Source organism: Isoptericola sp. Y541 (assembly GCF_059445465.1).
Window position 1 is genome coordinate 1 of record NZ_JCAIUJ010000001.1, and the last position, 20,580, is coordinate 20,580.

The 20,580-nt window shown below is 67.6% G+C and carries 23 protein-coding genes and 2 tRNA genes; 17 read left to right on the plus strand and 8 right to left on the minus strand.

Translation table 11 applies throughout. The features are described 5' to 3' along the window. Positions 1-150 precede the first annotated feature (150 nt). The 5 genes from AC1C2V_RS00005 to AC1C2V_RS00025 are packed head-to-tail and all read left to right on the plus strand — an operon-like array spanning position 151 to position 4,747. Positions 151-750 (plus strand): TetR/AcrR family transcriptional regulator, encoded by a 600-nt coding sequence (locus AC1C2V_RS00005; protein ID WP_495387529.1) that lies wholly within the window; start codon positions 151-153, stop codon positions 748-750. After that, positions 743-1,447: a VC0807 family protein gene (locus AC1C2V_RS00010; protein WP_495387530.1), complete on the plus strand. Its 705-nt coding sequence runs from the start codon at positions 743-745 to the stop codon at positions 1,445-1,447. The genes AC1C2V_RS00005 and AC1C2V_RS00010 overlap by 8 nt, the downstream gene beginning before the upstream one ends. Before the next feature lie 44 nt (positions 1,448-1,491). Then, on the plus strand, positions 1,492-2,958 hold the full coding sequence (locus AC1C2V_RS00015; RefSeq protein WP_495387531.1) for a carboxylesterase/lipase family protein: 1,467 nt from the start codon (positions 1,492-1,494) through the stop codon (positions 2,956-2,958). Between the two features lie 8 nt (positions 2,959-2,966). Continuing rightward, the gene (locus AC1C2V_RS00020; RefSeq protein WP_495387532.1) at positions 2,967-3,578 is read left to right on the plus strand and encodes a PPOX class F420-dependent oxidoreductase; all 612 of its coding nucleotides are present in this window, start codon (positions 2,967-2,969) and stop codon (positions 3,576-3,578) included. Beyond that, the gene (locus AC1C2V_RS00025; RefSeq protein ID WP_495387533.1) at positions 3,575-4,747 is read left to right on the plus strand and encodes an MFS transporter; all 1,173 of its coding nucleotides are present in this window, start codon (positions 3,575-3,577) and stop codon (positions 4,745-4,747) included. Before AC1C2V_RS00020 ends, AC1C2V_RS00025 begins: the two co-directional genes overlap by 4 nt. A gap of 344 nt (positions 4,748-5,091) precedes the next feature. Here AC1C2V_RS00025 and AC1C2V_RS00030 read toward each other — a convergent pair whose 3' ends face one another. The 3 genes from AC1C2V_RS00030 to AC1C2V_RS00040 form a co-directional block, all read right to left on the minus strand. Next, positions 5,092-5,265 carry a relaxase domain-containing protein gene (locus AC1C2V_RS00030; RefSeq protein ID WP_495388411.1) on the minus strand — a complete coding sequence of 58 codons (174 nt, stop codon included), beginning with the start codon at positions 5,263-5,265 and terminating at the stop codon, positions 5,092-5,094. A 131-nt stretch (positions 5,266-5,396) separates the two neighbouring features. Beyond that, positions 5,397-5,819 carry a relaxase domain-containing protein gene (locus AC1C2V_RS00035; protein WP_495387534.1) on the minus strand — a complete coding sequence of 141 codons (423 nt, stop codon included), beginning with the start codon at positions 5,817-5,819 and terminating at the stop codon, positions 5,397-5,399. 144 nt (positions 5,820-5,963) lie between these two features. Continuing rightward, complete coding sequence (locus AC1C2V_RS00040) at positions 5,964-6,863, minus strand: LysR family transcriptional regulator (protein WP_495387535.1); 900 nt, start codon at positions 6,861-6,863, stop codon at positions 5,964-5,966. Positions 6,864-7,029: 166 nt separating this feature from the next. On the opposite strand from AC1C2V_RS00040, the gene AC1C2V_RS00045 reads away from it, so the two are divergent. From AC1C2V_RS00045 to AC1C2V_RS00055, 3 genes are read left to right on the plus strand one after another with little or no spacing between them, the layout of a single operon-like run. Beyond that, entirely contained in the window at positions 7,030-7,509 is a 480-nt protein-coding gene (locus tag AC1C2V_RS00045) for a hypothetical protein (RefSeq protein WP_495387536.1), read from the plus strand. 56 nt (positions 7,510-7,565) lie between these two features. Then, positions 7,566-9,161 (plus strand): multicopper oxidase family protein, encoded by a 1,596-nt coding sequence (locus AC1C2V_RS00050; RefSeq protein WP_495387537.1) that lies wholly within the window; start codon positions 7,566-7,568, stop codon positions 9,159-9,161. 48 nt (positions 9,162-9,209) lie between these two features. Beyond that, entirely contained in the window at positions 9,210-11,735 is a 2,526-nt protein-coding gene (locus tag AC1C2V_RS00055; protein ID WP_495387538.1) for a PEP/pyruvate-binding domain-containing protein, read from the plus strand. A 294-nt stretch (positions 11,736-12,029) separates the two neighbouring features. Here the strand turns inward: AC1C2V_RS00055 and AC1C2V_RS00060 are convergent, their stop codons facing one another. After that, positions 12,030-12,713 (minus strand): NAD(P)-dependent oxidoreductase, encoded by a 684-nt coding sequence (locus AC1C2V_RS00060; protein ID WP_495387539.1) that lies wholly within the window; start codon positions 12,711-12,713, stop codon positions 12,030-12,032. A 126-nt stretch (positions 12,714-12,839) separates the two neighbouring features. On the opposite strand from AC1C2V_RS00060, the gene AC1C2V_RS00065 reads away from it, so the two are divergent. Then, positions 12,840-13,220 (plus strand): winged helix-turn-helix transcriptional regulator, encoded by a 381-nt coding sequence (locus tag AC1C2V_RS00065; RefSeq protein WP_495387540.1) that lies wholly within the window; start codon positions 12,840-12,842, stop codon positions 13,218-13,220. A gap of 6 nt (positions 13,221-13,226) precedes the next feature. On the opposite strand, the gene AC1C2V_RS00070 is transcribed toward AC1C2V_RS00065, so the two are convergent. Beyond that, positions 13,227-13,805, minus strand: a complete 579-nt coding sequence (locus AC1C2V_RS00070; protein ID WP_495387541.1) for a CGNR zinc finger domain-containing protein — start codon at positions 13,803-13,805, stop codon at positions 13,227-13,229. A 109-nt stretch (positions 13,806-13,914) separates the two neighbouring features. Here AC1C2V_RS00070 and AC1C2V_RS00075 point away from each other — a divergent pair, with 109 nt between their 5' ends. Next, on the plus strand, positions 13,915-14,823 hold the full coding sequence (locus AC1C2V_RS00075; RefSeq protein ID WP_495387542.1) for an EamA family transporter: 909 nt from the start codon (positions 13,915-13,917) through the stop codon (positions 14,821-14,823). A 73-nt stretch (positions 14,824-14,896) separates the two neighbouring features. After that, positions 14,897-15,079, plus strand: a complete 183-nt coding sequence (locus AC1C2V_RS00080) for a hypothetical protein (protein ID WP_495387543.1) — start codon at positions 14,897-14,899, stop codon at positions 15,077-15,079. Between the two features lie 48 nt (positions 15,080-15,127). Here the strand turns inward: AC1C2V_RS00080 and AC1C2V_RS00085 are convergent, their stop codons facing one another. After that, positions 15,128-15,559: a group I intron-associated PD-(D/E)XK endonuclease gene (locus tag AC1C2V_RS00085; RefSeq protein WP_495387544.1), complete on the minus strand. Its 432-nt coding sequence runs from the start codon at positions 15,557-15,559 to the stop codon at positions 15,128-15,130. A gap of 99 nt (positions 15,560-15,658) precedes the next feature. On the opposite strand from AC1C2V_RS00085, the gene AC1C2V_RS00090 reads away from it, so the two are divergent. The 4 genes from AC1C2V_RS00090 to AC1C2V_RS00105 all read left to right on the plus strand — a co-directional run bounded on the left by AC1C2V_RS00090 (position 15,659) and on the right by AC1C2V_RS00105 (position 17,021). Further along, positions 15,659-15,732 (plus strand) — tRNA-Arg (locus AC1C2V_RS00090). 13 nt (positions 15,733-15,745) lie between these two features. Further along, entirely contained in the window at positions 15,746-16,087 is a 342-nt protein-coding gene (locus AC1C2V_RS00095) for a hypothetical protein (RefSeq protein WP_495387545.1), read from the plus strand. Positions 16,088-16,249: 162 nt separating this feature from the next. Beyond that, positions 16,250-16,888, plus strand: a complete 639-nt coding sequence (gene orn, locus AC1C2V_RS00100) for an oligoribonuclease (RefSeq protein ID WP_495387546.1) — start codon at positions 16,250-16,252, stop codon at positions 16,886-16,888. Positions 16,889-16,945: 57 nt separating this feature from the next. Beyond that, positions 16,946-17,021, plus strand: a tRNA-His gene (locus AC1C2V_RS00105). A gap of 72 nt (positions 17,022-17,093) precedes the next feature. Here the strand turns inward: AC1C2V_RS00105 and AC1C2V_RS00110 are convergent. Continuing rightward, a complete protein-coding gene (locus tag AC1C2V_RS00110; RefSeq protein WP_495387547.1) occupies positions 17,094-17,999 on the minus strand; it encodes an ATP-grasp domain-containing protein in 906 nt (301 codons plus the stop codon). A gap of 9 nt (positions 18,000-18,008) precedes the next feature. Then, a complete protein-coding gene (locus AC1C2V_RS00115) occupies positions 18,009-19,070 on the minus strand; it encodes an ABC transporter ATP-binding protein (protein ID WP_495387548.1) in 1,062 nt (353 codons plus the stop codon). A gap of 96 nt (positions 19,071-19,166) precedes the next feature. Here AC1C2V_RS00115 and AC1C2V_RS00120 point away from each other — a divergent pair, with 96 nt between their 5' ends. Further along, a complete protein-coding gene (locus AC1C2V_RS00120; RefSeq protein ID WP_495387549.1) occupies positions 19,167-19,838 on the plus strand; it encodes an ABC transporter permease in 672 nt (223 codons plus the stop codon). Then, on the plus strand, positions 19,835-20,524 hold the full coding sequence (locus AC1C2V_RS00125) for an ABC transporter permease subunit (RefSeq protein ID WP_495387550.1): 690 nt from the start codon (positions 19,835-19,837) through the stop codon (positions 20,522-20,524). The genes AC1C2V_RS00120 and AC1C2V_RS00125 overlap by 4 nt, the downstream gene beginning before the upstream one ends. Positions 20,525-20,580: the final 56 nt, after the last annotated feature.

Below are 20,580 nucleotides of genomic sequence, written 5' to 3' on the forward strand. Positions count from 1 at the left end.
CAGCACCCGTGCGCCCACCCAGCAAGCCTCCGGTCCGACGCCCGCTGACCAGGAGTGTTGCTTGGACCGTATGACACCGGCCTGCGTTCGTCGGTCGCCCTCCGATCTGTCGACTTGCATTGCTTGGTTGAGCAAGCTACCTTTTTGCTCATGCAAGCAACAACTCCGGTGGAAACTTCACGTAGGACGCAAATCGTCAGCGCGGCGATCGAGGTCATCGCGGCCGAGGGGTACGCGGGCGCGTCCTTCGTGAAGATCGCGGGGCGCGCGGGACTGTCCAGTACCGGTCTGATTTCGTATCATTTCGCGAGCAAGCGCGACCTCGTCGAGCAGGTCGTGGTCACGGTGTACACGCAGCTGCAGGCGTTCATGACCGCGCGGCTCGAGGGGCAGCCGACCGCGACGGCCGCACTGCGCACCTATGTCGAGAGCAATGTTCGGTTCTCCGCGACACACCGTACACAGATGCAGGCGTTGATGAATATCTTCGTGAGCGGCGGCCTCGACTACGACGAGAACTCCGAACGGGAGGCGGCCTCTGCGATTGAGCACATCCTGTGCTGGGGCCAGGAGACCGGGGAGTTCCGCGATTTCAATATCCGAGTGATGGCTACAAGCGTGCAACGCTCGGTCGAGGGTCCCACCTTCCTGTTCGCTCACCAGCCCGAACTGGATCTCGATGGCTATATTCACGAACTGGTGACTCTGTTTGACGTCGCCACTCGGAAAGGTGAGGACCGACATGAGTGACTCCGCACGGGTCCAGTCGACCGGCACGGGCGGCATGCTAGTCACCCTGCTCATGGACCTCGTGGTTCCCGTCGCAGGGTTCTATCTGCTGCGAGCGGCCGGGATCGATCCGGTGCTGGCGTTGATTCTGGCGGGCATACCCACGACTGTGGCCATTGCGTACCGCGCGATCCGCCAGCGCAGGGTGGATGCGGTCGGCGTCTTCGTGCTGATCGTCCTGGCTGGCAGTGTTGTCCTGACGTTCGTCACTGGAAGCGCACGGTTCTTGCTCGCGAAAGAAGCCTGGTTCACCGCGGCGATCGGCGTCGCGTTCCTGGTGAGCTTGCGGTTTGCGCGACCGTTCGCCTTCTCCATCGCTCGGGCGATGCTGCGGAGCTCGGCGCTCGGAGCTTCACTGGCCGTGCACGCCTGGGACGAAATCTGGCAGAACGAACCTCGGTTTCGCCGTACGTGGCGGGTAGTCACCGTGTTCTGGGGTATTGGCCTGATCGCTGACGCCGCGGTGCGTGTGATCATGGCCTACGCCTTACCCGTGGATGTCGTCCCAGGGCTTGCCGGTGCACTGTGGGCCGGCACATTCATACTCCTGCAGCTCATTCAGCACCTTTACTTCACTCACGTCGGCTTATGGACCGAGCTTCGCACCCGCGCGGCCGACTCTGCCGGCAGTGCGACCCAAGGGAGGACAGCCACGTGAGACGATCACGAGGTCCCGGACGTGCACGGCGCGAAGCTCCGGTGGTGCGCCTCGACTCCGGTCTGATTAGCGGTGTTGACGCGGGCACCACCCAGGTCTTCACCGGCATCCGCTATGCCGCGCCACCGGTCGGACCGCTGCGCTGGCAACTACCGCAACCCGTGCAACCATGGCACGGCGTCGCCGACGCCACCAAGCCCGCCAAGCTCAGCCCACAACAGGGCGCCTTCGCAAGCATGTCTTCGGAGGATTGCTTGTTCCTCAACGTCACGACTCCCGCGCAAGCCGCCGGCGAACCGATTCCTGTGATGGTGTGGCTGCACGGCGGCGGCTACACCAGGGACGGTGGTGGCCTCTACGACGCGCAACGAATGGCCAGCCAGGGTGGTGTCATCGTGGTGACCATCAACTACCGCCTCGGCGTTTTCGGCTACTTCGGATACCCCGGATTGCCCGGGTCGGGAAACTTCGGACTCGCCGATCAGATCGCCGCGCTGCAATGGGTGCAACGCAACGCGGCGGCATTCGGTGGCGACGCCGACAATGTCACCCTGTTCGGCCAATCCGCAGGCTCGATGAGCGCGAGCGCGTTGCTGACCAGTCCGGTGACGACAGGCCTCTTCCACAAGGCCATCCTCCAGTCCGGATCCGGCATGCTGCACTGGCCCAAGGGCATCATGTTCCCTGCCTCGCCGGCCCACGCCCCCTACGCCGAACTGGCCGAGGTCGAGGCGACAGGCGCACGCGTCGCGGAATTGGTCGGATGCATCGGGCCCGATGCGCTCGAGCTCCTGCGCGGGAAGCCGGCCGACGAGCTTGTCGAGCACACGCAGGATTTCGCCAACCACCTCGCCTACCAGACGCCGTTGCTGCCACTCGATCCAGCGGAGGCTATTCGCCTCGGCCGGTTCCACAGTGTCCCGGTGATCTCCGGCGGCACCCGCGATGAAATGCGCCCCTTCATCGGAGGCCTCAGCATGCACGACCCGATCACCGAAGAGCGCTACCCCCAACTGCTGCGCAACGCCTTCGGCGACAATGCCAGCCAGGTCGCCGCCCGCTACCCGCTGGCCGACTATCAGTCGCCCGCGATGGCCTGGTCGGCGATCACCACCGACGCGTCCTGGGCATCCGACACCTTGATGGGGAATCGGCTCATGGCCCAACACATCCCTGTTTACGCCTACGAATTCGCCGACCGCACCGCGCCGAACATCAACGGGATGAACATTCCCGGGCTACCCATGGGCGCAGCACACGCTTCAGACCTGCCCTACCTCTTCGACCTCGGCGGCAGAAACCTTCTCACTCGAGCACAACAACGTCTCGCCAACACCATGGCCGACTACTGGACCACGTTCGCGCACACCGGAAACCCCAACGGTCCCGATGCGCCGCCCTGGCCGCAATTCACTGGCGATGAGCCCGTCCTTCGACTCGATCATCACGCCATCCGACCAGCGCCCTACTGCGCCGACCACCACTGCGACTTCTGGCGGCCAGAACAGTAACCAGCCCCATGCCCACATTGCAGTTTCAACACGACCCACGCGACGATCAGTTCTTCGCACTGAGAACCTTCCGCGCCGACGGATCGGCGGTCAGTGCGCCAATCTGGCTCGCACCATCCAACGGACGCTGGTACGGCTACACACCAAGCAGATCGTGGAAGATCAGACGCATCGGCCGCAACGACCACGTGCAGATCGCACAATCCACCTTCCACGGCGAGCCCATCGGGGACTGGCACGCCGGCCATGCCAGGACACTTCCGTCCTCGCAGCTCCGCGAGGCCAAACACGCACTGACGGCAAAATACGGCAATCGGTTCCGCCTATTCACTATCGTGACGTTCATAGGACGGCTACGCAAGCACGGTGCCCGCGCCGTCCGAATCGAAATCACACTCACGATTCCGGAGGATACCAAGGTGCAACAACCAGCCCCGAGGATCAACCTCTTAGATTCGACGTTGCTTTCGGATCATCAACTGATTCTGGACAGTGCTGGGTTGGGCTCGTTGAAAGCCGATCTGCTTGGCGTCATCGAGAAATACCGGCAATATCCGCCTCCCGGATCGGATTCCGCTCGGCCCGTCATTGCACACCTTCAGCTCTATCCACAGCCGTGAAGGTAGAGCATGACTGGAGCGCGGCTCGATGGTTGCTGGCATACACATCGGCGGTAGCGGGCGATGCGATGTATTTCGTGGTGTTGAGTTGGGCTGCCGCGGAGGCCGGCGGCCCACTAGGGTCCGGCCTAATTTTGGCGGCCGGGGCGATCCCTCGTGCGCTATTGATGCTGCCGGGGGGCGTGTTCGCTGATCGGATGAACCCGCGGCGGCTAGTGATCGGCAGCGATGGGTTGCGGTGTCTCGTAATGCTGGCGGCCGCCGGGCTCGGAGCGCTGCTGGGTGTGCTGCCCGGGTGGCTAGCCGTGGTTGCCGTTGTATTCGGGATAGTCGATGCTTTCTTTCTGCCAGCAGTGGGAGCGATGCCCGTCCATCTGGTGCCTCCAGACCAACTGAAACGACTTCAAGCCTGGCGGATCACCGGGCTACGGGTAAGCAACACAGTTGGCCCTGCTGCTGGGGCTGTCTTGATCACGGTGGGAGTGCCGGCCGCTTTCGCCGCCATCGCTGCGCTGTTCGCGATCTCTGTGGCCCTGCTGATTACCGTGAAGCTGCGGCAGCCACCGTCCTCAGCCCAGCCTGTCGTCCCCGCCGGGTTCGGCATCCGCCCCACGCTGTCGCAGCTCCGGGAGCACCGTCTGCGCAGTTTGATACTCGCAACGGCGCTGTCGGAGCTTCCGTTCTCGGGGCCGGTCGCGGTCGGAATTGTGCTGCTGGTGCAGGAACGTCACTGGTCGGCCGAAGCCGCCGGCGGAGTGCTCTCGGCGTTCAGCATTGGCGGTCTGGCCGCCACCCTCGCGTGCACAGTGCTCCCCAAGTGCGTCATGGGCAAAACGACGGTATTGACATCTATAGGCGTCACGATTGTGTTCTTGGGCGCACTTGCAGTCGCTGCGACCCCCTGGTTGGCGTTGGCCATCGGCGCGGTGCTCGGCGTGGCCACGGGTTTCACAATGGTCATCTGCCACGGCCAGATTCAACAATCCACTCCAGTGGAATTGCTGGGGCGCGTCACCGCAATCCTCACTCTTCTTACGCTCGGTGCCGGTCCGTTGCTGTATGCCGCCGCTGGAGTCGTTGCAGCAACCATGGGCATCGAGGTGTTCTTCTTGGGAACAGCGTTCATCGCGCTCGTCGCGGCAGTCGTCATGACAACTGCTCGTCTGTAGATGCCTGCCCCACGCGGATGGCCTGGCACCGGGCACTGGTCTAATCGCCCGCTATCCGAACGAGGACTACCTGCCGAAGTGGTCGTCTAGCTAGGGTGGTTGCATGAATGCAGGGAAGAGAGAGCCTTCGCCGCAAGTACTTGAACCTCGGCACCGGCGAGCTAGTCGCAGCCGCGGTCTTCGCCCTGGCGGCCCTCTACTTCGTCGCTCCGCAGCTGCCGCAGCTGAAAGAACGAGTGGCACTGTGGTGCGCGTTGGTCCCCCTGCTTGTGGTACTGGTGGCCGCTGGACTCTACTGGTTGCTCGCGCGCACATAGGTTGGACGCGTTCCGATGCCTCGCGCCTTAACCACTCCTGCGGAACCGAACGGATTGGACACGGTTCGCGACGACCACATGCGTGTGTAGTTGCGGGTCCGAGGCCCGCGAGTCGTAATGGTCGTAAGCGGCGGCGATCACGCCCCGAACCTCCACCTGCGCGACCGCGCCACGAGGCCCTTTCGCCCCGACACGCGTCATCGCCACATCCTGCTCCACCAGCACGATCACGTCCTTGATCGCCGCATGATGCCCCAGCGATCAGCGCCTGCGTCCCACCATCGGCAACCGCCCACAGGGTAGAGACGGACTTGGGAGCAGAGAATGTCAGATCAAACCCTGCGACCGGAGCACCCGTCGTGCTTACCCGATTCCTCAGCCTCGATCAACGCGGTCTGCGCCGCCCGGTCAGTCGGGGTGAGGGTCTCCGTGAGCTTCTCAAGGCGTCGCTCTACTCGCTCAGCCGCGGTTGCGAACCGCCGATACCGCCGGCCAATCTGTTCTCCCGTGTTCGGGTCCTGCCCATACCCCATGAGACGTCGCAGTTGCTCCTCACGAACATCGCTGCCGAGCGCGACAGGACCGGAAGAATCCGCGAGGCCGGTCTCAAGCCATGAATCTGGAGGTGTGCCCGACTCGAGGTAATATCTCATCAGCGCGGACGCTGCATCTCGGTCGACATCACTGGCCACGACAGAGTTCAGCAGAAATCGGTAGCCGTCAACGGCCGTCATCACCCTGATCGATACCGCCACACCCGAAAGGTGCGCAGCGGCGTTACGGAAACGCCCGAACGAGGGCTGACTGGGTACGCAAGATCGGGAACTTCTATCGCCACTTGCCCGTCTGGGATCAAAGGTCAGGCGATACGGATATTACCTGACCACGCGGACGGGCAGTCATCCACGTTTCTCCTGCCGTTCACTACCGGGCCAGTCCCAGTTGGTGATCGTGGTGCGCATCAAGCTGGCGGCGGGCGGCAAGCGGCTGTCGGCGGCCCAGAAGAGAGTAAGCGTGCGGCGGCAGTCCGGGCTGTCGACGACGTTCCAGACGAGAGAGGGATGGTGAGAGGTACGTTGCGCGATGGCGGGGACGAGCCCAATTCCGAGTCCCGCGCTGATCAGGTCGGCGATGGAGCTGAGTTCGTCGACTTCACAGACGATCTTCGGTGTGAGTCCCCGTGCTGCGAAAAGTTGATCGAGAAGTCGACGTTGCCAGTGCCCCTTACGTGCGCTGACGAAGGGCTGGTCGGCGAGTCGGTCGATGCTCACTGGGGCGCGGCCGGCCAGTGGATGATTGGGTGGTGTGGCCACACCCACTGGTTCATCGAGCAGCTGAATCGATTCCAATCCCTCGGCGTCGATCGGCTGCGACGCAACGCACAGGTCAACGCTCTGGGCTCGCAAACGCCGGGCCATCTCTTCGGCCGGTGACCACTGAAGCTCAATCTCGATGGTGGGATGCGCCCGTTTGTAGGCCGCCAGTGGTCCAGTGAGTGTTTGGAACGTTTCCGACGCCAGCCTCACAGTGCCGACGCCGTCGGAGGCGGCATGAGCGACGGCTCGCCGCCCCGCGTCGAGCTCACCGAGCGAGCGTTCGACATAACCGCGAAACAGTTTGCCTGTGTCGTTCAGCCGGAGCCGGCCGGTGCGATCGAACAACGGGGCACCCAGCTCGTGCTCCAACCGGCCGATGGTGCGGCTCAAGGACGGCTGTGCGACGTGAAGCTCGTCTGCCGCGCCACTGAGATGCTCCAGCCGCGCCACCACCAGGAACTGCCTGAGCGTGTTCAGATCCATGACGTCTCCTCGTCGCCTTCCCGGCGCACATCGGCACCGAGATCATGTCAGGACCAATATACCTTCATAGCAATATTGATCTTGGACAGAAGATCCCGTTGATCATAGTGTCGAAGTCGGCGAGAACCAAGAGTCCGAGACGAGAGAGAAGGAGCCGGCGTCCGTGGTGACTACAGTCGACAAGCGTGACCCGGCGGTGCTGGCACCCTCCGATGCCACGCGCCAGAGAGCGCTCAGCGGGTGGGTATTGCGGGCAGTCGTCAGCCTGCATTTGGTTGCGATCTTCGGTCAGCCCGTGTTCGCCGGCATCTTCCTTAGCGGTAGCTACGACGGCTTGCACTGGCACGAGGTCGGCGCAAACGTCGCCACATCTATTGGTTACGTGCAGCTGGTCGTGGCGATCTTTGTTTGGGTTCGGCTGCGTCAAAGCTGGCCGTTATATCTCACGTTCGCCATAGTTGCCGCCGAGACGGTGCAGTACTTCGCCGGGATGGACGGTGCACTGTGGCTGCACCTGCCGCTGGGGGCCATCATCATCGTGGCGATTGCCGTGATGTTCATCGCCGTGTGGCTTCGGCTCCTCCGGCCGCGGGAGCGGACCCGACGCCAGCGGAGACGCACCAAGACAGAACTGGAACGCGAGTGATGAGTGAGCAGGATGACGGCCGAGCTGATCGTGCCCGCGGGGTGACCAGACGTCAGGTGCTGGGCATCGGCGGCACACTCGGGCTGACGGCGATCACTGGGCTGTCGGCCGCGGCCGTGTTTTCCCACCGCCCCTCGGTAACCGGTGACGAGCTGCGCAGCGCGGTGCCGCAACCACGCGCGTTCCAGGTGCCGTTGCCGATTCCCGCGGTGCTGACGCCGGTCAGCACCTCGGGCGGTGTCGACCGTTACGAGATCAGCCAGCGCGAAGCGATCCTGGAGATCCTGCCCGGTGTCAAAACGCCGATGTGGACGTATGCAGGCACCTTCCCTGGGCCGACGATCGAGTCGCGCCGCGGCCACCCGATCACGGTGACACATCGCAATGAGCTGCCCGTTCCGACGGTCGTGCACTTGCACGGTGGCCGGACTCCGGCAAGCTCCGACGGGTACCCGACCGACTTCATCTTGCCTGAGGAAAGGCAGGACACAGCGCTCCCCGGCCAGGGTCCACGTCAGATGGCCGGCCACGACATGGACGGTCACGACATGCAGGACTTGAGCGATCATCGGGCGGTGGTGACCAGGCTGACACGCAACTATGAGTATCCGTCGGAGCAGCGACCGACAATGCTGTGGTATCACGACCATCGGATGGACTTCACCGGTCCCGCAATCTGGCGGGGCCTCGCCGGAATGCACGTCGTGCGCGACGACGCGGAAGACTCACTCGGCCTCCCCGCCGGGCAGTACGAGCTGCCCCTCATGATCGCCGACCGCGCCTTCGCCGCCGACGGCACCCTCACATACCCCTCGATCGATCCCACCCTGAGAAAGCCGCCCGGGGTGCGCGGGCCCTTTCTCGCCGGAGTCCTCGGAGACGTGATCCTCGTCAACGGCGCCCCGTGGCCCCTCCATGAGGTTGACACGGCGCGGTACCGGCTGCGGTTTCTGAACGCCTCGAACGCCCGGCACTATGAGCTCGAAGCGGTTACCGACGACGGACGACCGCTCGACCTGGTCCAAGTGGGTGCCGACCAGGGTCTACTCGCGGCGCCAGTCACCCACCGTCTCTTGCGCATGGCTCCGGCTGAACGCTATGACGTGATCATCGATTTCGCCGGCGTGCCGGTCGGCGGCCGCGTCAGACTCATCAACCGGCTGGGCTCTGGGCGTACGCGCGACGTGATGGCATTCCGGATCGCACGCACCGTCACCGATACGAGCCGTACTCCGTCAGTCCTAGCCAGCGATCTGCCGACATGGCGTCGGTCGGATGCCGCCAGGGTGCGCGAGTTTACGTTCAATGCCGGGCGGATGGATGGCGAACACGGATGGCTGATCGACGGGAAACCTTTCGACCCCGCCCGGTCGGATGTGATCACAAATCTCGGCGATGTTGAGGTGTGGCGTCTGGCCGCCGACGTCCACCACCCCGTCCACCTACACCTGGTCGGCTTCCGTGTGCTCGCACGAGGCGGCGGAGCGCCGTTGTCTCAGGACGCGGGCCTCAAGGACACCATCTCGCTGCGCCCGGGCGAATCCGCGGAGATCATCACCCGGTTCGAGGGCTACCGCGGCCGCTACCTCTTTCACTGTCACAACGCCGAACACGAAGACATGGGAATGATGGCCAACCTCGAAGTCGTCTGACACCCCGCAGCAAGCCCATTTCGCACAGGAACAACCAAGGAGATAGAAGTGTCAACGGATCACAACCAGATTGTCCTGCCCCTCACGGCCGTCGACCGAGGTTCTGTGTCGCTGGCCGGAGGCAAGGGAGCCAATCTGGGCGCCCTCGTTCAGGCTCGGATTGCAGTCCCACCCGGGTTCGTGGTGACCACGAACGCCTATCGGCTCACCCTTTCGAAGGCTGGCTTCCTCGGTCGCCTCGAGGGCCCGCACGACTCGGAGAGTCTGTCCGCGCTGCGCGAGGACCTGATCGCGCTCGAACCACCGCGCGAGCTGGCCGAGGAGGTGGTTGTGGCTTATCGACGCTTCGGTGGCGGGGCTGTCGCCGTCCGTTCGTCCGGCACTGCCGAGGACCTACCGGGAGCCGCCTTTGCCGGTCAGCACGATACCTTTCTCAACGTCATCGGTGAGGCCGCATTGGTGGATGCCATTCGGCGGTGCTGGGCTTCCCTCTGGACCGATCGTGTCGTGGAATATCGCGCACGGTTGGGTATCAACGGTGCGGACGTCACTATGGCGGTCGTCGTGCAACGGATGATCGACTCTGAATACGCCGGAGTGATGTTCAGCGTCGATCCGGTCAGCGGAGACCGGGGAAAGCTAGTGATCGATGCCAGCCACGGCCTCGGAGAGGCCCTCGTTTCCGGCCAGGTGACGCCGGACCATTATCTGGTGGACAAGAAGAGTGGCCGCCGCCGCGAGATGAACCTGGGGCGTGCCGAAGTCGTGGTCCGCTCCACACCAGGCGGCGGCACCACGGAGTCCGTGGGGGAGGTCGCGACGGCTCCTGTACTCGACCGTCAACAGGTACGCGAGCTGACGCGGCTCGGGCGACAGATCGAAGATCTTTTCGGCTCGCCGCAGGATGTCGAATGGACCCTCGCCGACGGGGCTTTCTCAATTGTGCAGGCAAGACCGATGACTGCCCTGCCAGAGCCACTAAGGATAGACCCTCGGCAACGGATTACCGCGGCGATGTTCGCCGAGCTCCTTCCGGTGCGGCCGACCCCGATGGATGTCAGCACGTGGACACCGCACGTCTATCAAGGAGTGTGTGTCTTCACCGGTTCGATGGGCGTCGGCCTGTCCCCGTTCCAGCGGGTCATGAAGCTGGAAAACGGTGTTGCCGTCTCGTTCGCACCGCCGATCATGCACATCGGACTTCGCACCCCGGTCCGGCTGATCAAGAGCGTGATCCAGGGCGATGACTACAGCAGCCAGGCCTTGCTGAGCGATCCGCGCATGCGTCGATTCTTTGCTGGCGTGCGAGATGCACTGGACCGTGATCTGGAGCAACTGGCGTACACCGACCTGATGCCTGCCTTGCGGGACGCCCTTGGGCTGCTCGACGTGGTGATGATGGAGGTTCGGACTCGCTTCATGGCCCGCGGGGCGATTGCCTCGGCAAAGTTCATGATCACCCTTGGCCTGCTGGGCCTGCACAAGGAGTTCGGAACCTTGGCCGCAGGCACCGAGACCAAGACTGCGGAGACCAACCAAGCACTGGCGGATCTGGCCCGGCTGGTGCGGTCCGATCAGGAGTTGGTGGGCATGTTCAGCGATACCGATGCGGCTAGCTTGGGTGAGGCCCTTGCCGATTTACCCGCCGGACGAGCATTCCTGGTGTCGTTCGACCAGTTTCTGGCCGCGTATGGACACCGTGAAGCGCTGGCCCTCTACGCCAGCCTGCCCGGCTGGGGCGATTCACCCGCAACAGTCTTTGCATTATTGAAGGGCATGATTGACTCGGCGGATATCCCAACGGAGCAGGTCGGTGTGGCGAGGGCCGAGCGGCGACTTTTCCGGCATCCTGCACTCCGGATCGGTTCTGTTCGCCATCTCGTTGAACGTCAGATGGGCCGTGCCCGCGACTACACGCAGCTCCGTGAGGACACCCACTTCTATTCAGCGATGGCACGACCCGTGGTGAGGCGGCTCCTGATCGAATACGGTCGGCGGTTCGTAGAGGCGGGAGTGCTGGCGGACCAAGAGCAGATCTTCTGGCTCCGGCGTCAGGATCTTGATCTCAGCTGGCCACCAACCGCGGCCGACATCGCGCGGTTGCGAGATCTGATCATCGATCGGAAGGCGATCACCGAGCAGATGGAAGGGCGGCCGCTGCAGGATCCGCGCTATGTCGCCTCGCGGGCAAGGGTGAAAGATGCCTTGCTGACAGGGGTTCCGGGAGCGTCCGGGACTGCCAGTGGTCCGGTCCGACTCATCCGGTCCGAACGCGAGTTCGAACGTCTCCGCGAGGGCGATGTCCTTGTTGCTCCCTACACCAATCCGTCGTGGACGCCACTGTTCCAGCGAGCCGCCGCCATCATCGTCGACATCGGCAGCCCCGGTTCGCACGCAGTCATCGTCGCGCGCGAATACGGAAGGCCGGCGGTGCTGGGGACGATCAACGCCCTTGACACCTTGACCGATGGCATGGTCGTCACCGTTGATGGGGATCGCGGAGCGGTGTTTAGGACTGCCATCTCACGAGAATCGCAGATCGCGCCATCACGGGACCGCCGAGGGGAGGCCTGAGGGTTATAGCCTCATTCGTCCTCGCAGCCCCGGTGGCTCTCTGGGCCGGTTGGGCGTTCCACCGCGCAGCAGCGATGAATCCGCGTCACGGGGCGGTGGCGATCGCCGCACTCATTTCGGACGGTATGACGGCGGCGCTATTCGTCGTCACCGCGTCAGACCACATCGTCAAAGCAGCGCAGGGAAAGCCGCAATGGCTATAGTTGGACCAACCCCACTGGTACCCCGGTTGGGGGTGTGGTTTGTTGTTTGGGGTACTAGTGAGGGGTTTTGGGGTGGTTTGTGGGATTGTTGTTACCGTTGGTGTGACTGTTGATGTCGGTGTTGGTGTGACTGGGGGATGTCGGTCAGCGTGGTCAGCGCCTCGGGGAGGAACTCGCGCGCCGGGATGCCGGCGGTGCCGACCAGCGCGGTCGCGTGCATCAGGGCGGACAGGGCGGTCAGGAAGACGTCGAGCTGCGCCTGGTACATCAGCTGCGCCAGCCCGGGGTCGGCGCCGAGGTACCGCGGCTCGCCGATCCGCCCGAGCGCGTCGCGATGGCGGTCGAGCAGCTCCCGGGGCCCGCTGTAGTAGACGTAGGCGGCCGGCGTACCGACCGTCGGGGCCGGGCTCATCACTCCCCCGGTGAGGAACCCGGCGCCGTGCGCCGACGCCCGGTCGGCGGCCTCCCGCGTGCGCTGCGGCGTGTCGGAGCTGAGGTTGACGAGGGCGCGGCCGGCGAGCGCCTCGGTGGCGCCGCCGAGGACGTCGTCCATCGCCGCGTAGTCCGTGAGGCTGAGGACGACCAGGTCGGACGCCGTGAGCGCCGCGCGCGGGGTGGGGGCGAGGGCAGCGCCGGCGCGCACCACGCCGTCGGCGCGGGCCGGCGTGCGGTTCCAGACCGTGACCGGATGGGCGCCGGCCAGCAGGCTACGGGTCATCGCCTGGCCCATCGGGCCGAGGCCGATCACGGTGACCGGTGCGGGCTGGTGTGTCATTGTGCGGGCTCCTCTGGTGCGTCGGGTCGGAGTACCTCCATGCTCAGGGGGTACCGACACCCTGTGAAGTACGCACTATTTGCTGCGGTACTTACCGAAAGGGAAGTGCCCGGGAGGACGACGACGATGGCATCGACGAACCGACGCGGCCCCTACGTCTGCGGCATCGACGCCGCGCTCGACGTCGTGAGCGGCAAGTGGAAGGGCCTGATCCTCTGGGAGCTCGACGAGCATGGCGTCCGGCGGTTCGCGGAGCTGCGGCGCGGCCTGCCGGGGGTCAGCGAGAAGATGCTCACCCAGCACTTGCGCGAGATGGAGGCCGACGACCTCGTGGTCCGCACCGTCTACGCCGAGGTGCCGCCCCGCGTGGAGTACTCGCTCACCGAGCACGGGCGGGCCCTCAACGACGCACTCGGCCCGCTCGGCCTGTGGGGCATGGAGCGCATCCGGCGCGAGGGGCCGGAGATGGTCGACCACGCCGACGCGGCGGCGATGCCCCGCCCCTGACGCCGGTCAGGGCTCCGGGGACCGGTGATAGTGCCGGCGCTGCCGCGTGCGGTTGCCGCAGTCGGCCGGGTCGCACCAGCGCCGGCTGTGGTTGCGCGTGGTGTCGAGGTACAGCCAGCGGCACTCCCGGCAGGCAGCCATCCTGCTCAGCCGCTCGGGCGACGCGAGCAGGTCCGCGGCGTCCAGGGCCAGCTCCCCGACCAGAGTCGGGGCCGCGTCGACCCAGCGCCCCGCCGACGCGCCGGCCGGGAACCGCAGGCGGCGGCGGGCGTGAGCGTCCGCGGCCAGGGAGCCGATCCGGTCGATGCCGGCGGCGTCGGGGGTCGCCCCATCGGCCACGGCGAGGAAGACGCGCGCGAGCAGCTCCCGGAGCGCCGGCAGACCGGCGCGCTCCTCGTCGGTCGGGGCGGGCAGCCCCGAGACCTCCGCCCACCGCGCCGCGTTCGTGGCCGGGTCGAGCCAGTCATGCTCCCGCTCGGTGCCGCGGTAGCTGACCAGGTTGGCGAAGTCCAGCGCAGGGCTGCCGCCGACGAGCTTGTAGGTGCCCCGGTAAGGACCGGGACGGAGATCGACGGGCTCCGCCACCTTCAGCCTCCTAATGTTCTATTGACGTTTAAGACGTTAGCATGGCAGGAAGCGTTCTCTCCCTCGGCATCGCCGGGTGCGGGCAGGAGGCGGGTCGGAGGTGAGAAGCATGACCGAAAGGGCGCGGGCACCTCGCCCGCTCACCCACCGCGTGCGACCCGAGCTCTTCTTCGTCGGGTCCGCGGTGTTCCACTACCTCGGGCCGTCGTTCGCCGTCCTGTTGTTCGCGCGGGTCGAGCCGCTCGGCGTGGCCTGGCTGCGCATCCTGACCGCCGGGGTCGTCTTCGCCGTCTGGCGGCGACCGTGGCGTGCGTGGGCCACCGCCAGCCGGAGCGAACGCCTCACGGTCGCGGCCTGGGGCGCCCTCCTGGCCCTGATGAACGCGAGCTTCTACCTCGCGATCGACGCACTGCCCCTGGGCACGGTGGCCGCGATCGAGTTCGCCGGCCCGATCCTGCTGGCCGCGATCGCCATGCGGAGCACCCGCAACGTCGCCGCGCTCGCGCTCGCCGTGCTCGGCGTGGCGGCGCTCAGCGAGGTGAGTCTGGCCGGCGCACCGCTCGGCTTCGTCTTCGCGCTCGTGAACATGGCGCTGTTCACCGGCTACATCGTGATCGGCCATCGTGTCTCCCGGCAGGAGCACCTGGCGGGGATCGACGGCCTCGCCGCGGCCATGGTGATCGCCGCCGTCGTCGCCCTCCCCGTCGGCGTCGCGGACGCGGTCCCCGCCTTCGTCGACCCCGTCGCGCTCGCCGCGGCGGTCGGCGTCGGCGTCACCTCGTCGGTGATCCCCTACGCGCTCGACCAACTGGCCATGCGGCGCCTCGCCCGTGGCACCTACGCACTCATGACCGCGCTGCTGCCCGCGACCGCCACCGTCATCGGCGTCGTCGTCCTCGCGCAGATCCCTACCGCCGCCGAGCTGGTCGGCGTTGGGCTCGTCGTCGCCGCCGTCGCCGTCCACCGCGAGCCCTCGCCGGCGGAGGCCGCCCCCCGAACGATCAGGCCACGCGGCTGATCGGATCACGCACCGGGCCCAGCTGGCACCGGTGCACCTTCGTCGAGTGTTTGAGACCCCTCCCCTGCCTGCCATGACTCCCGCGGCAGCACGGCCTACGGTGCGGCGCGCCGAGCGGACCGGCCGCATCATCAATGTGAGCTCGGTCGGTGGCCGAGCGCCCACCCCGCTCGGCCGCTGGGGCATGGAGCGCATCCGGCGCGAGGGGCCGGAGCTGGTCGATCATGCCGACGCGGCGGCGATGCCCCGCCCGTAGCACGAGCACCGCACGGACCGGTCCGATGCGGACCGGTCAGATCTGGTGTCAGCGATGGCAGACCAGATCGGCGAGGTTGCGGAACGTGGCGGCGTCGAGCACACCGCTTCGTTGGCCGTTCCTGCTCGGCGTGATCCTGAGCGTGACCGACGCTCCATGGGCGTGTGGCCGGATGTAGTAGCACTCGTCGGTCTCAGGGCAGTAGATGCACACGATATCGATCGCGTCCTTGTCCGCCGGCTCGGCGTGAGTGCCCTGGCCATCGTTCCAGACCGACCGGAAGTGGACCGTGATCGCACCGGAACGCGCCGCGCGATACTTCACCTGCAGCCGATGGAAGGCACCGTCCGCGTAGGCGACGAGATCGAACGGCGCGTGCGCTGTCGCAGGGAAGAGCACGACGAAGCCCTGACCGACGATGTCCGCGTGCGCCTTGGCTACACCGAGGTCGCCCTTGTCCTTGGTGTGATGCTGCGCCATCTCGCAAGACTAGCGGATGGGTATTCCATTGCTCTACGTCTGAATGCCTCGTCTGGCCTGGTCAGTGCCAGCACGTGCTGGGCTAAACTCTGCTCGCTTGCCCCCGTAGCTCAGTTGGATAGAGCAGGTCACTTCTAATGACCGGGTCGCGGGTTCGAATCCTGCCGGGGGCACCGATCAGCTGCCGTGGAGCAACGCTGCTCCACCTGGGAAAAAGCCGTGCGTCCGCGGTATGGCGCCCGGCAGACTCGTGCCTGCACCGCGGTGACGCGCGGCCGGTCCTACACCGGTCGCACGGGTGGTCCCTGGCCCGGACCAACGACCCACGTCACGAAGGAAATCACCATCATGTTCCCTCCGGAGAACCTGCTTCTCGTGCAGGCCATCCAGCGTGAACGCCTCGAAGAGGCCGAACGCCATCGCACCATCCTCCGACTGCGCGAGCAGCGCAAGCTGCGCCCGCAGCCGAACACCCGCCGACGGCGCACGAGCATCGCCCGGTGGTTGTACAACTGGCTCAACGCATGACACCCGCAGGCGGCCGCCGGCCCACCACCGACCGGCAGACGCCACCCCCACGAGGGCCCCGGGGCCCGGACGGTTCACACCGAACCCGTCCGGAGCACCGGGGCCCTCGTCATGTCCGGGGCGGCGACCCGGGGGCCCGCGCGCGGACCGTAGGCTGACCCCGTGAGCCCTGCGAACCCGAACGAACGCATCGTGTGGATCGACTGCGAGATGACCGGCCTGGACGTGCGCGCCGACGCCCTCGTCGAGGTCGCCGCCGTGGTCACCGACTCCGAGCTCAACGTGCTCGGCGAGGGGGTCGACGTCGTCATCTCCCCGCCGACCGCGTCCCTCGAGCAGATGAACGACTTCGTGCGTGACATGCACACCACCTCCGGACTCATCGAGGAGCTGCCGGCAGGCGTGTCGCTCGAGGAGGCCGAGCAGACGGTGCTCGACTACGTCCGCGCCTGGGTGCCCGACCCGGGCAAGGCGCCGCTCGCCGGCAACTCCGTCGGCACGGACAAGATGTTCCTCGACCGGGACATGCCCGCGCTCGTGGGCCACCTGCACTACCGGATCGTGGACGTCTCGTCGATCAAGGAGCTGGCCCGCCGCTGGTACCCGCGCGTGTACTTCGCCTCCCCCAAGAAGGACGGCGGCCACCGGGCCCTCGCAGACATCCTCGAGAGCATCGACGAGCTGCGGTACTACCGCGAGGCCCTGTTCGTGCCCCCGCCCGGCCCCGACACCGCGACCGTGCGCGCCGTGGCGGCCCGGATCAGCGAGACGTCCGTCACCCGGCTGGCCGCAGGTTCCTGACCAGCCCTTCGGAGCAGGTATGCTTCTGGTCGGCCGGTGCGCAAGCAGCCGGTCATGGTGGCTATAGCTCAGTCGGTAGAGCGCCTGGTTGTGGTCCAGGAGGTCGCCGGTTCAAGCCCGGTTAGCCACCCCAGCAGGACAAGGCCCACCACGGTCGAGGGTTCGCCCTCGACCGCGGTGGGCCTTTCTCGTCGGCCGCGCGGCGTCAGGCCCGCGCGACGATCGCGTCCGCGAACGCGTCGAGCGTCGCGGCGGTGCCGGAGTGCTGCATCCACAGGGACGGCTCGGTGAGCTCCAGCTCGATGACGAGCGGCATGCCGTCGTCCCGCGTCACCAGGTCCACGCGCGCGTAGAGGAACGGGCTCTCGCCCCCCACCTGCTCGCGCGCCACGGCGAGCGCCTTCTCGGCCACGTCCACCTGTTCGGGCGTGGCGACGGCCGGTGTCATCCGCTCCGCGGCGTACAGCTCTTCGGAGGCCTGCGCCGGGCCGGTCAGCAGCGCGTGCTTGCGCACCGCGTGCCGCAGCTCGCCGTCGACGAAGACGAGACCCGTCTCCCCCGCCGTGTCCACGGACGTCACGTACGGCTGGATCATCACGGCCCGCCCGCCGTCGAGCAGGTCCACCGCGTGCTTGATGGCGAGCGCCCGCGACTGCGCGGAGACAGGCTGGTAGCGGCCCGCGTCCTGCGCACCCGCGCTGACGACGGGCTTGACGACGAAGTCGCCGAAGGCCGGCATGCGCGTGTGCACGGCCCGCTTCGACAGGTGGCGGTCGGGGTCGAGCCAGATCGTCGGGATGACGGGCACGCCCGCGTCCTCCATGGTGCGCAGGTAGCCCTTGTCGGTGTTCCAGCGCAGCACCTCGGCGGGGTTCTCCAGGCGCGGCACCCGCTCGGCCCACGCGAGGAACTCGTCGCGGCGGGGCGAGTAGTCCCAGGTGGAACGGACGACGACGAGGTCGTACACCGACCAGTCCACATCCGGGTCGTCCCACACGACGGCCTCGGCCACCACGCCACGCTCGGTGAGCGCGGCGAGCAGCGGGCGGTCGTCGCTGTCGAGCTGGGGCAGGGCGGAGCAGGTGGCGAGGCCGACGCGGGTGGAAGTCACCCGGTGAGCCTAATGCGACGGCTCGGGCGCCGCGGCGTCGGCCGCCCGACGCAGGCCGCCCAGGATGCCGGCGGCCGTGAGCGAACCGACGACGTCCCCGCCCTCGCCCGTCACGGGCACCCGGCCCTGGGACGACGTCGGGAGCGCGGCGACGGCCTCGAACGCGTCGGCGAGCGTCGCCCCGAGGGCGACGGGTCGCGGCGCGGGCTGCACGACGAGGCTCGCGTCCTCCAGGTCCTCCCGCTCGACGCGGGCGAGCGCCAGCATGCGCTGGTGCGCGCCGGACCCGACGAAGTCGCGCACCCGGTCCGTCGCGGGGTGCGCCAGCACGGTCAGCGGCGACGCGACCTGCTCCAGCCGGCCCCCGCGGGACAGCACCGCCACCCGGTCGCCCAGGCGCACCGCCTCGTCGACGTCGTGCGTCACCAGCACCACGGTGGAGCCGACCTCGGCCAGGATGCGCGACACCTGGTGCTGCAGGTCCCGGCGGCGCTCCGGGTCGACGGCGCCGAACGGCTCGTCCATGAGGAGCACCGGCGGGTCGGTCGCGAGGGCCCGCGCCACCCCGACGCGCTGTCGCTCCCCGCCCGAGAGCTGGTGCGGGTATCGGCGGCCGTACTGCCCCGCGGGGAGGCCCACGAGCTCCAGCACCTCGTCCACCCGCGCCCGCACCTGCGCGCGGTCCCAGCCGAGCAGCCGCGGCACGGTGGCCACGTTCGCCGCCACCGTGCGGTGCGGCAGCAGGCCGACGTCCTGGATGACGTAACCGGTGCGGCGGCGCAGGGCGACCGGGTCGACCTGGGTCACGTCCGCCCCGTCCACGAGCACGCGCCCCGAGCTGAGCTCGACGAGGCGGTTGATCATCCGCAGCGTGGTCGACTTGCCGCAGCCGGACGGGCCGACCAGGGCCAGCACCTCGCCGGGTTCCACCGTGAGGCTCAGGCCCTCGACCGCGACTGTGCCGTCCGGGTAGGCCTTGCGGACCGAGTCGAGCTCGATGCCTGCGGACAGACGGGCGGGTCTCGACGGGGAGGTGGCGCCGGACGTCGAGGCGGGGTGGGCGGCGGGCATGGGAGCGAGGCTATCGAGGGCGTCCCACACGCCGGGCCGCGGCGCGCCGGGCCGGCAGCGCGCGGGCCGTCGGTGGGCCCCGCTAAGTTCGAGCACATGATCGCCACCGCCGCGGACAACCCGTGGTTCTCGTGGTCCTACGTGACCGCGAACGCCGACGTCCTGTGGGCGCGCACCTCCGAGCACGCGCTGCTCACGGTGGAGGCGGTCGCGATCGCCGCGGTCATCGCGATCCCCCTCGGGCTGATCGCGTCCCGGGTCCGCTGGCTCGCCGGCCCCCTGCTGGGCGCCGCCGCGGTGGTCTACACGGTCCCGTCGCTCGCGCTCTTCGCGATCCTCGCGCCCATCATGGGCATCGGGCGCCAGCCCGTCCTGCTCGGGCTGGTCCTGTACGCGCTGCTCGTCATCCTGCGCAACACCGTGACCGGCCTCGACGGCGTGGACCCGGCGGCGGTCGACGCCGCCCGCGGGGTGGGTCACGGCCCGCTGCAGGTGCTCGCCCAGGTCCGGCTGCCGAACGCGCTGCCGAGCATCGTCGCCGGGCTACGGCTCGCGACGGTCACGACGGTGGCACTGGTCACCGTGGGCGTCGTGGTGGGCTACGGAGGGCTCGGGCAGCTCATGTTCCAGGGCTTCCGCAACAACTTCTACCGGGCGGAGATCGTGACGGCCACCCTCGCCTGCGTCGTGCTCGCGCTCGTGCTGGACCTCGTGCTGTGGGCCGCCGGGCGCGCCCTCACTCCGTGGTTGCGCGGGAGGTCGGCATGAGCGGCGTGCGCGCCGGCGTCGTGGACGAGGCCGTCGCCTACCTCAACGACCCGCTGAGCTGGACCGGCCCCGGCGGCATCCTCGAGCTGGGGCGCGAGCACCTGCTGCTCACGGCCGCGGCCGTCCTCGTCGCCGCGGCAGTCGCCCTGCCGGTCGGCGCCGGGCTGGGCCACGGCCGCCGCGGCGGCGGCGTCACCGTGTGGCTGACCAACGCCAGCCGCGCCGTCCCCACCCTCGGCATCATCCTGCTGCTCGCCACGGCGGGGCTGTTCGGCGACGGCGCCACCGTGGTGGCGGCCGCCCTGTTCGCCGTCCCGGTGCTCCTGGTCAACACGTACGAGGGCGTGCGCGGGGCCGACCCGTCGGCGCGCGACGCCGCGATCGGCCTCGGGATGCCGGGCCGTCAGGTGCTCACCCGGGTCGAGCTCCCGCTGGCCACCGGGCTCGTCGCCGCCGGCATCCGCACCGCCGTCGTGCAGGTCAGCGCCACCGTGCCGCTCGCCGCGCTGGCGGGCGGCGGCGGCCTCGGGCAGATCATCGCGCTCGGCATGGGCACGCAGCGGTACGGGCAGGTGCTCGCCGGCGGCGTGCTCGTCGCGCTGCTGGCGCTGGTGCTCGACGGCGTGTTCGCCGTCGTGCAACGCCTCGTCACCCCGGCTCCCCTGCGCGCCGCCGCCCGGCGGTGAGCGCGTCCGGGGAGCGGGATCCACGGACCGGTTGCCCCGCCGGGACCCTCGCGGTC

Bases quoted from the DNA above. Each gene is read 5' to 3' on its own strand.
- AC1C2V_RS00005 (WP_495387529.1), top strand. From the start codon at position 151: ATGCAAGCAACAACTCCGGTGGAAACTTCACGTAGGACGCAAATCGTC.
- AC1C2V_RS00010 (WP_495387530.1), top strand. From the start codon at position 743: ATGAGTGACTCCGCACGGGTCCAGTCGACCGGCACGGGCGGCATGCTA.
- AC1C2V_RS00020 (WP_495387532.1), top strand. From the start codon at position 2,967: ATGCCCACATTGCAGTTTCAACACGACCCACGCGACGATCAGTTCTTC.
- AC1C2V_RS00030 (WP_495388411.1), bottom strand. From the start codon at position 5,265: ATGACGCGTGTCGGGGCGAAAGGGCCTCGTGGCGCGGTCGCGCAGGTG.
- AC1C2V_RS00040 (WP_495387535.1), bottom strand. From the start codon at position 6,863: ATGGATCTGAACACGCTCAGGCAGTTCCTGGTGGTGGCGCGGCTGGAG.
- AC1C2V_RS00060 (WP_495387539.1), bottom strand. From the start codon at position 12,713: ATGACACACCAGCCCGCACCGGTCACCGTGATCGGCCTCGGCCCGATG.
- AC1C2V_RS00065 (WP_495387540.1), top strand. From the start codon at position 12,840: ATGGCATCGACGAACCGACGCGGCCCCTACGTCTGCGGCATCGACGCC.
- AC1C2V_RS00075 (WP_495387542.1), top strand. From the start codon at position 13,915: ATGACCGAAAGGGCGCGGGCACCTCGCCCGCTCACCCACCGCGTGCGA.
- AC1C2V_RS00080 (WP_495387543.1), top strand. From the start codon at position 14,897: ATGACTCCCGCGGCAGCACGGCCTACGGTGCGGCGCGCCGAGCGGACC.
- AC1C2V_RS00085 (WP_495387544.1), bottom strand. From the start codon at position 15,559: ATGGCGCAGCATCACACCAAGGACAAGGGCGACCTCGGTGTAGCCAAG.
- AC1C2V_RS00115 (WP_495387548.1), bottom strand. From the start codon at position 19,070: ATGCCCGCCGCCCACCCCGCCTCGACGTCCGGCGCCACCTCCCCGTCG.
- AC1C2V_RS00120 (WP_495387549.1), top strand. From the start codon at position 19,167: ATGATCGCCACCGCCGCGGACAACCCGTGGTTCTCGTGGTCCTACGTG.
- AC1C2V_RS00125 (WP_495387550.1), top strand. From the start codon at position 19,835: ATGAGCGGCGTGCGCGCCGGCGTCGTGGACGAGGCCGTCGCCTACCTC.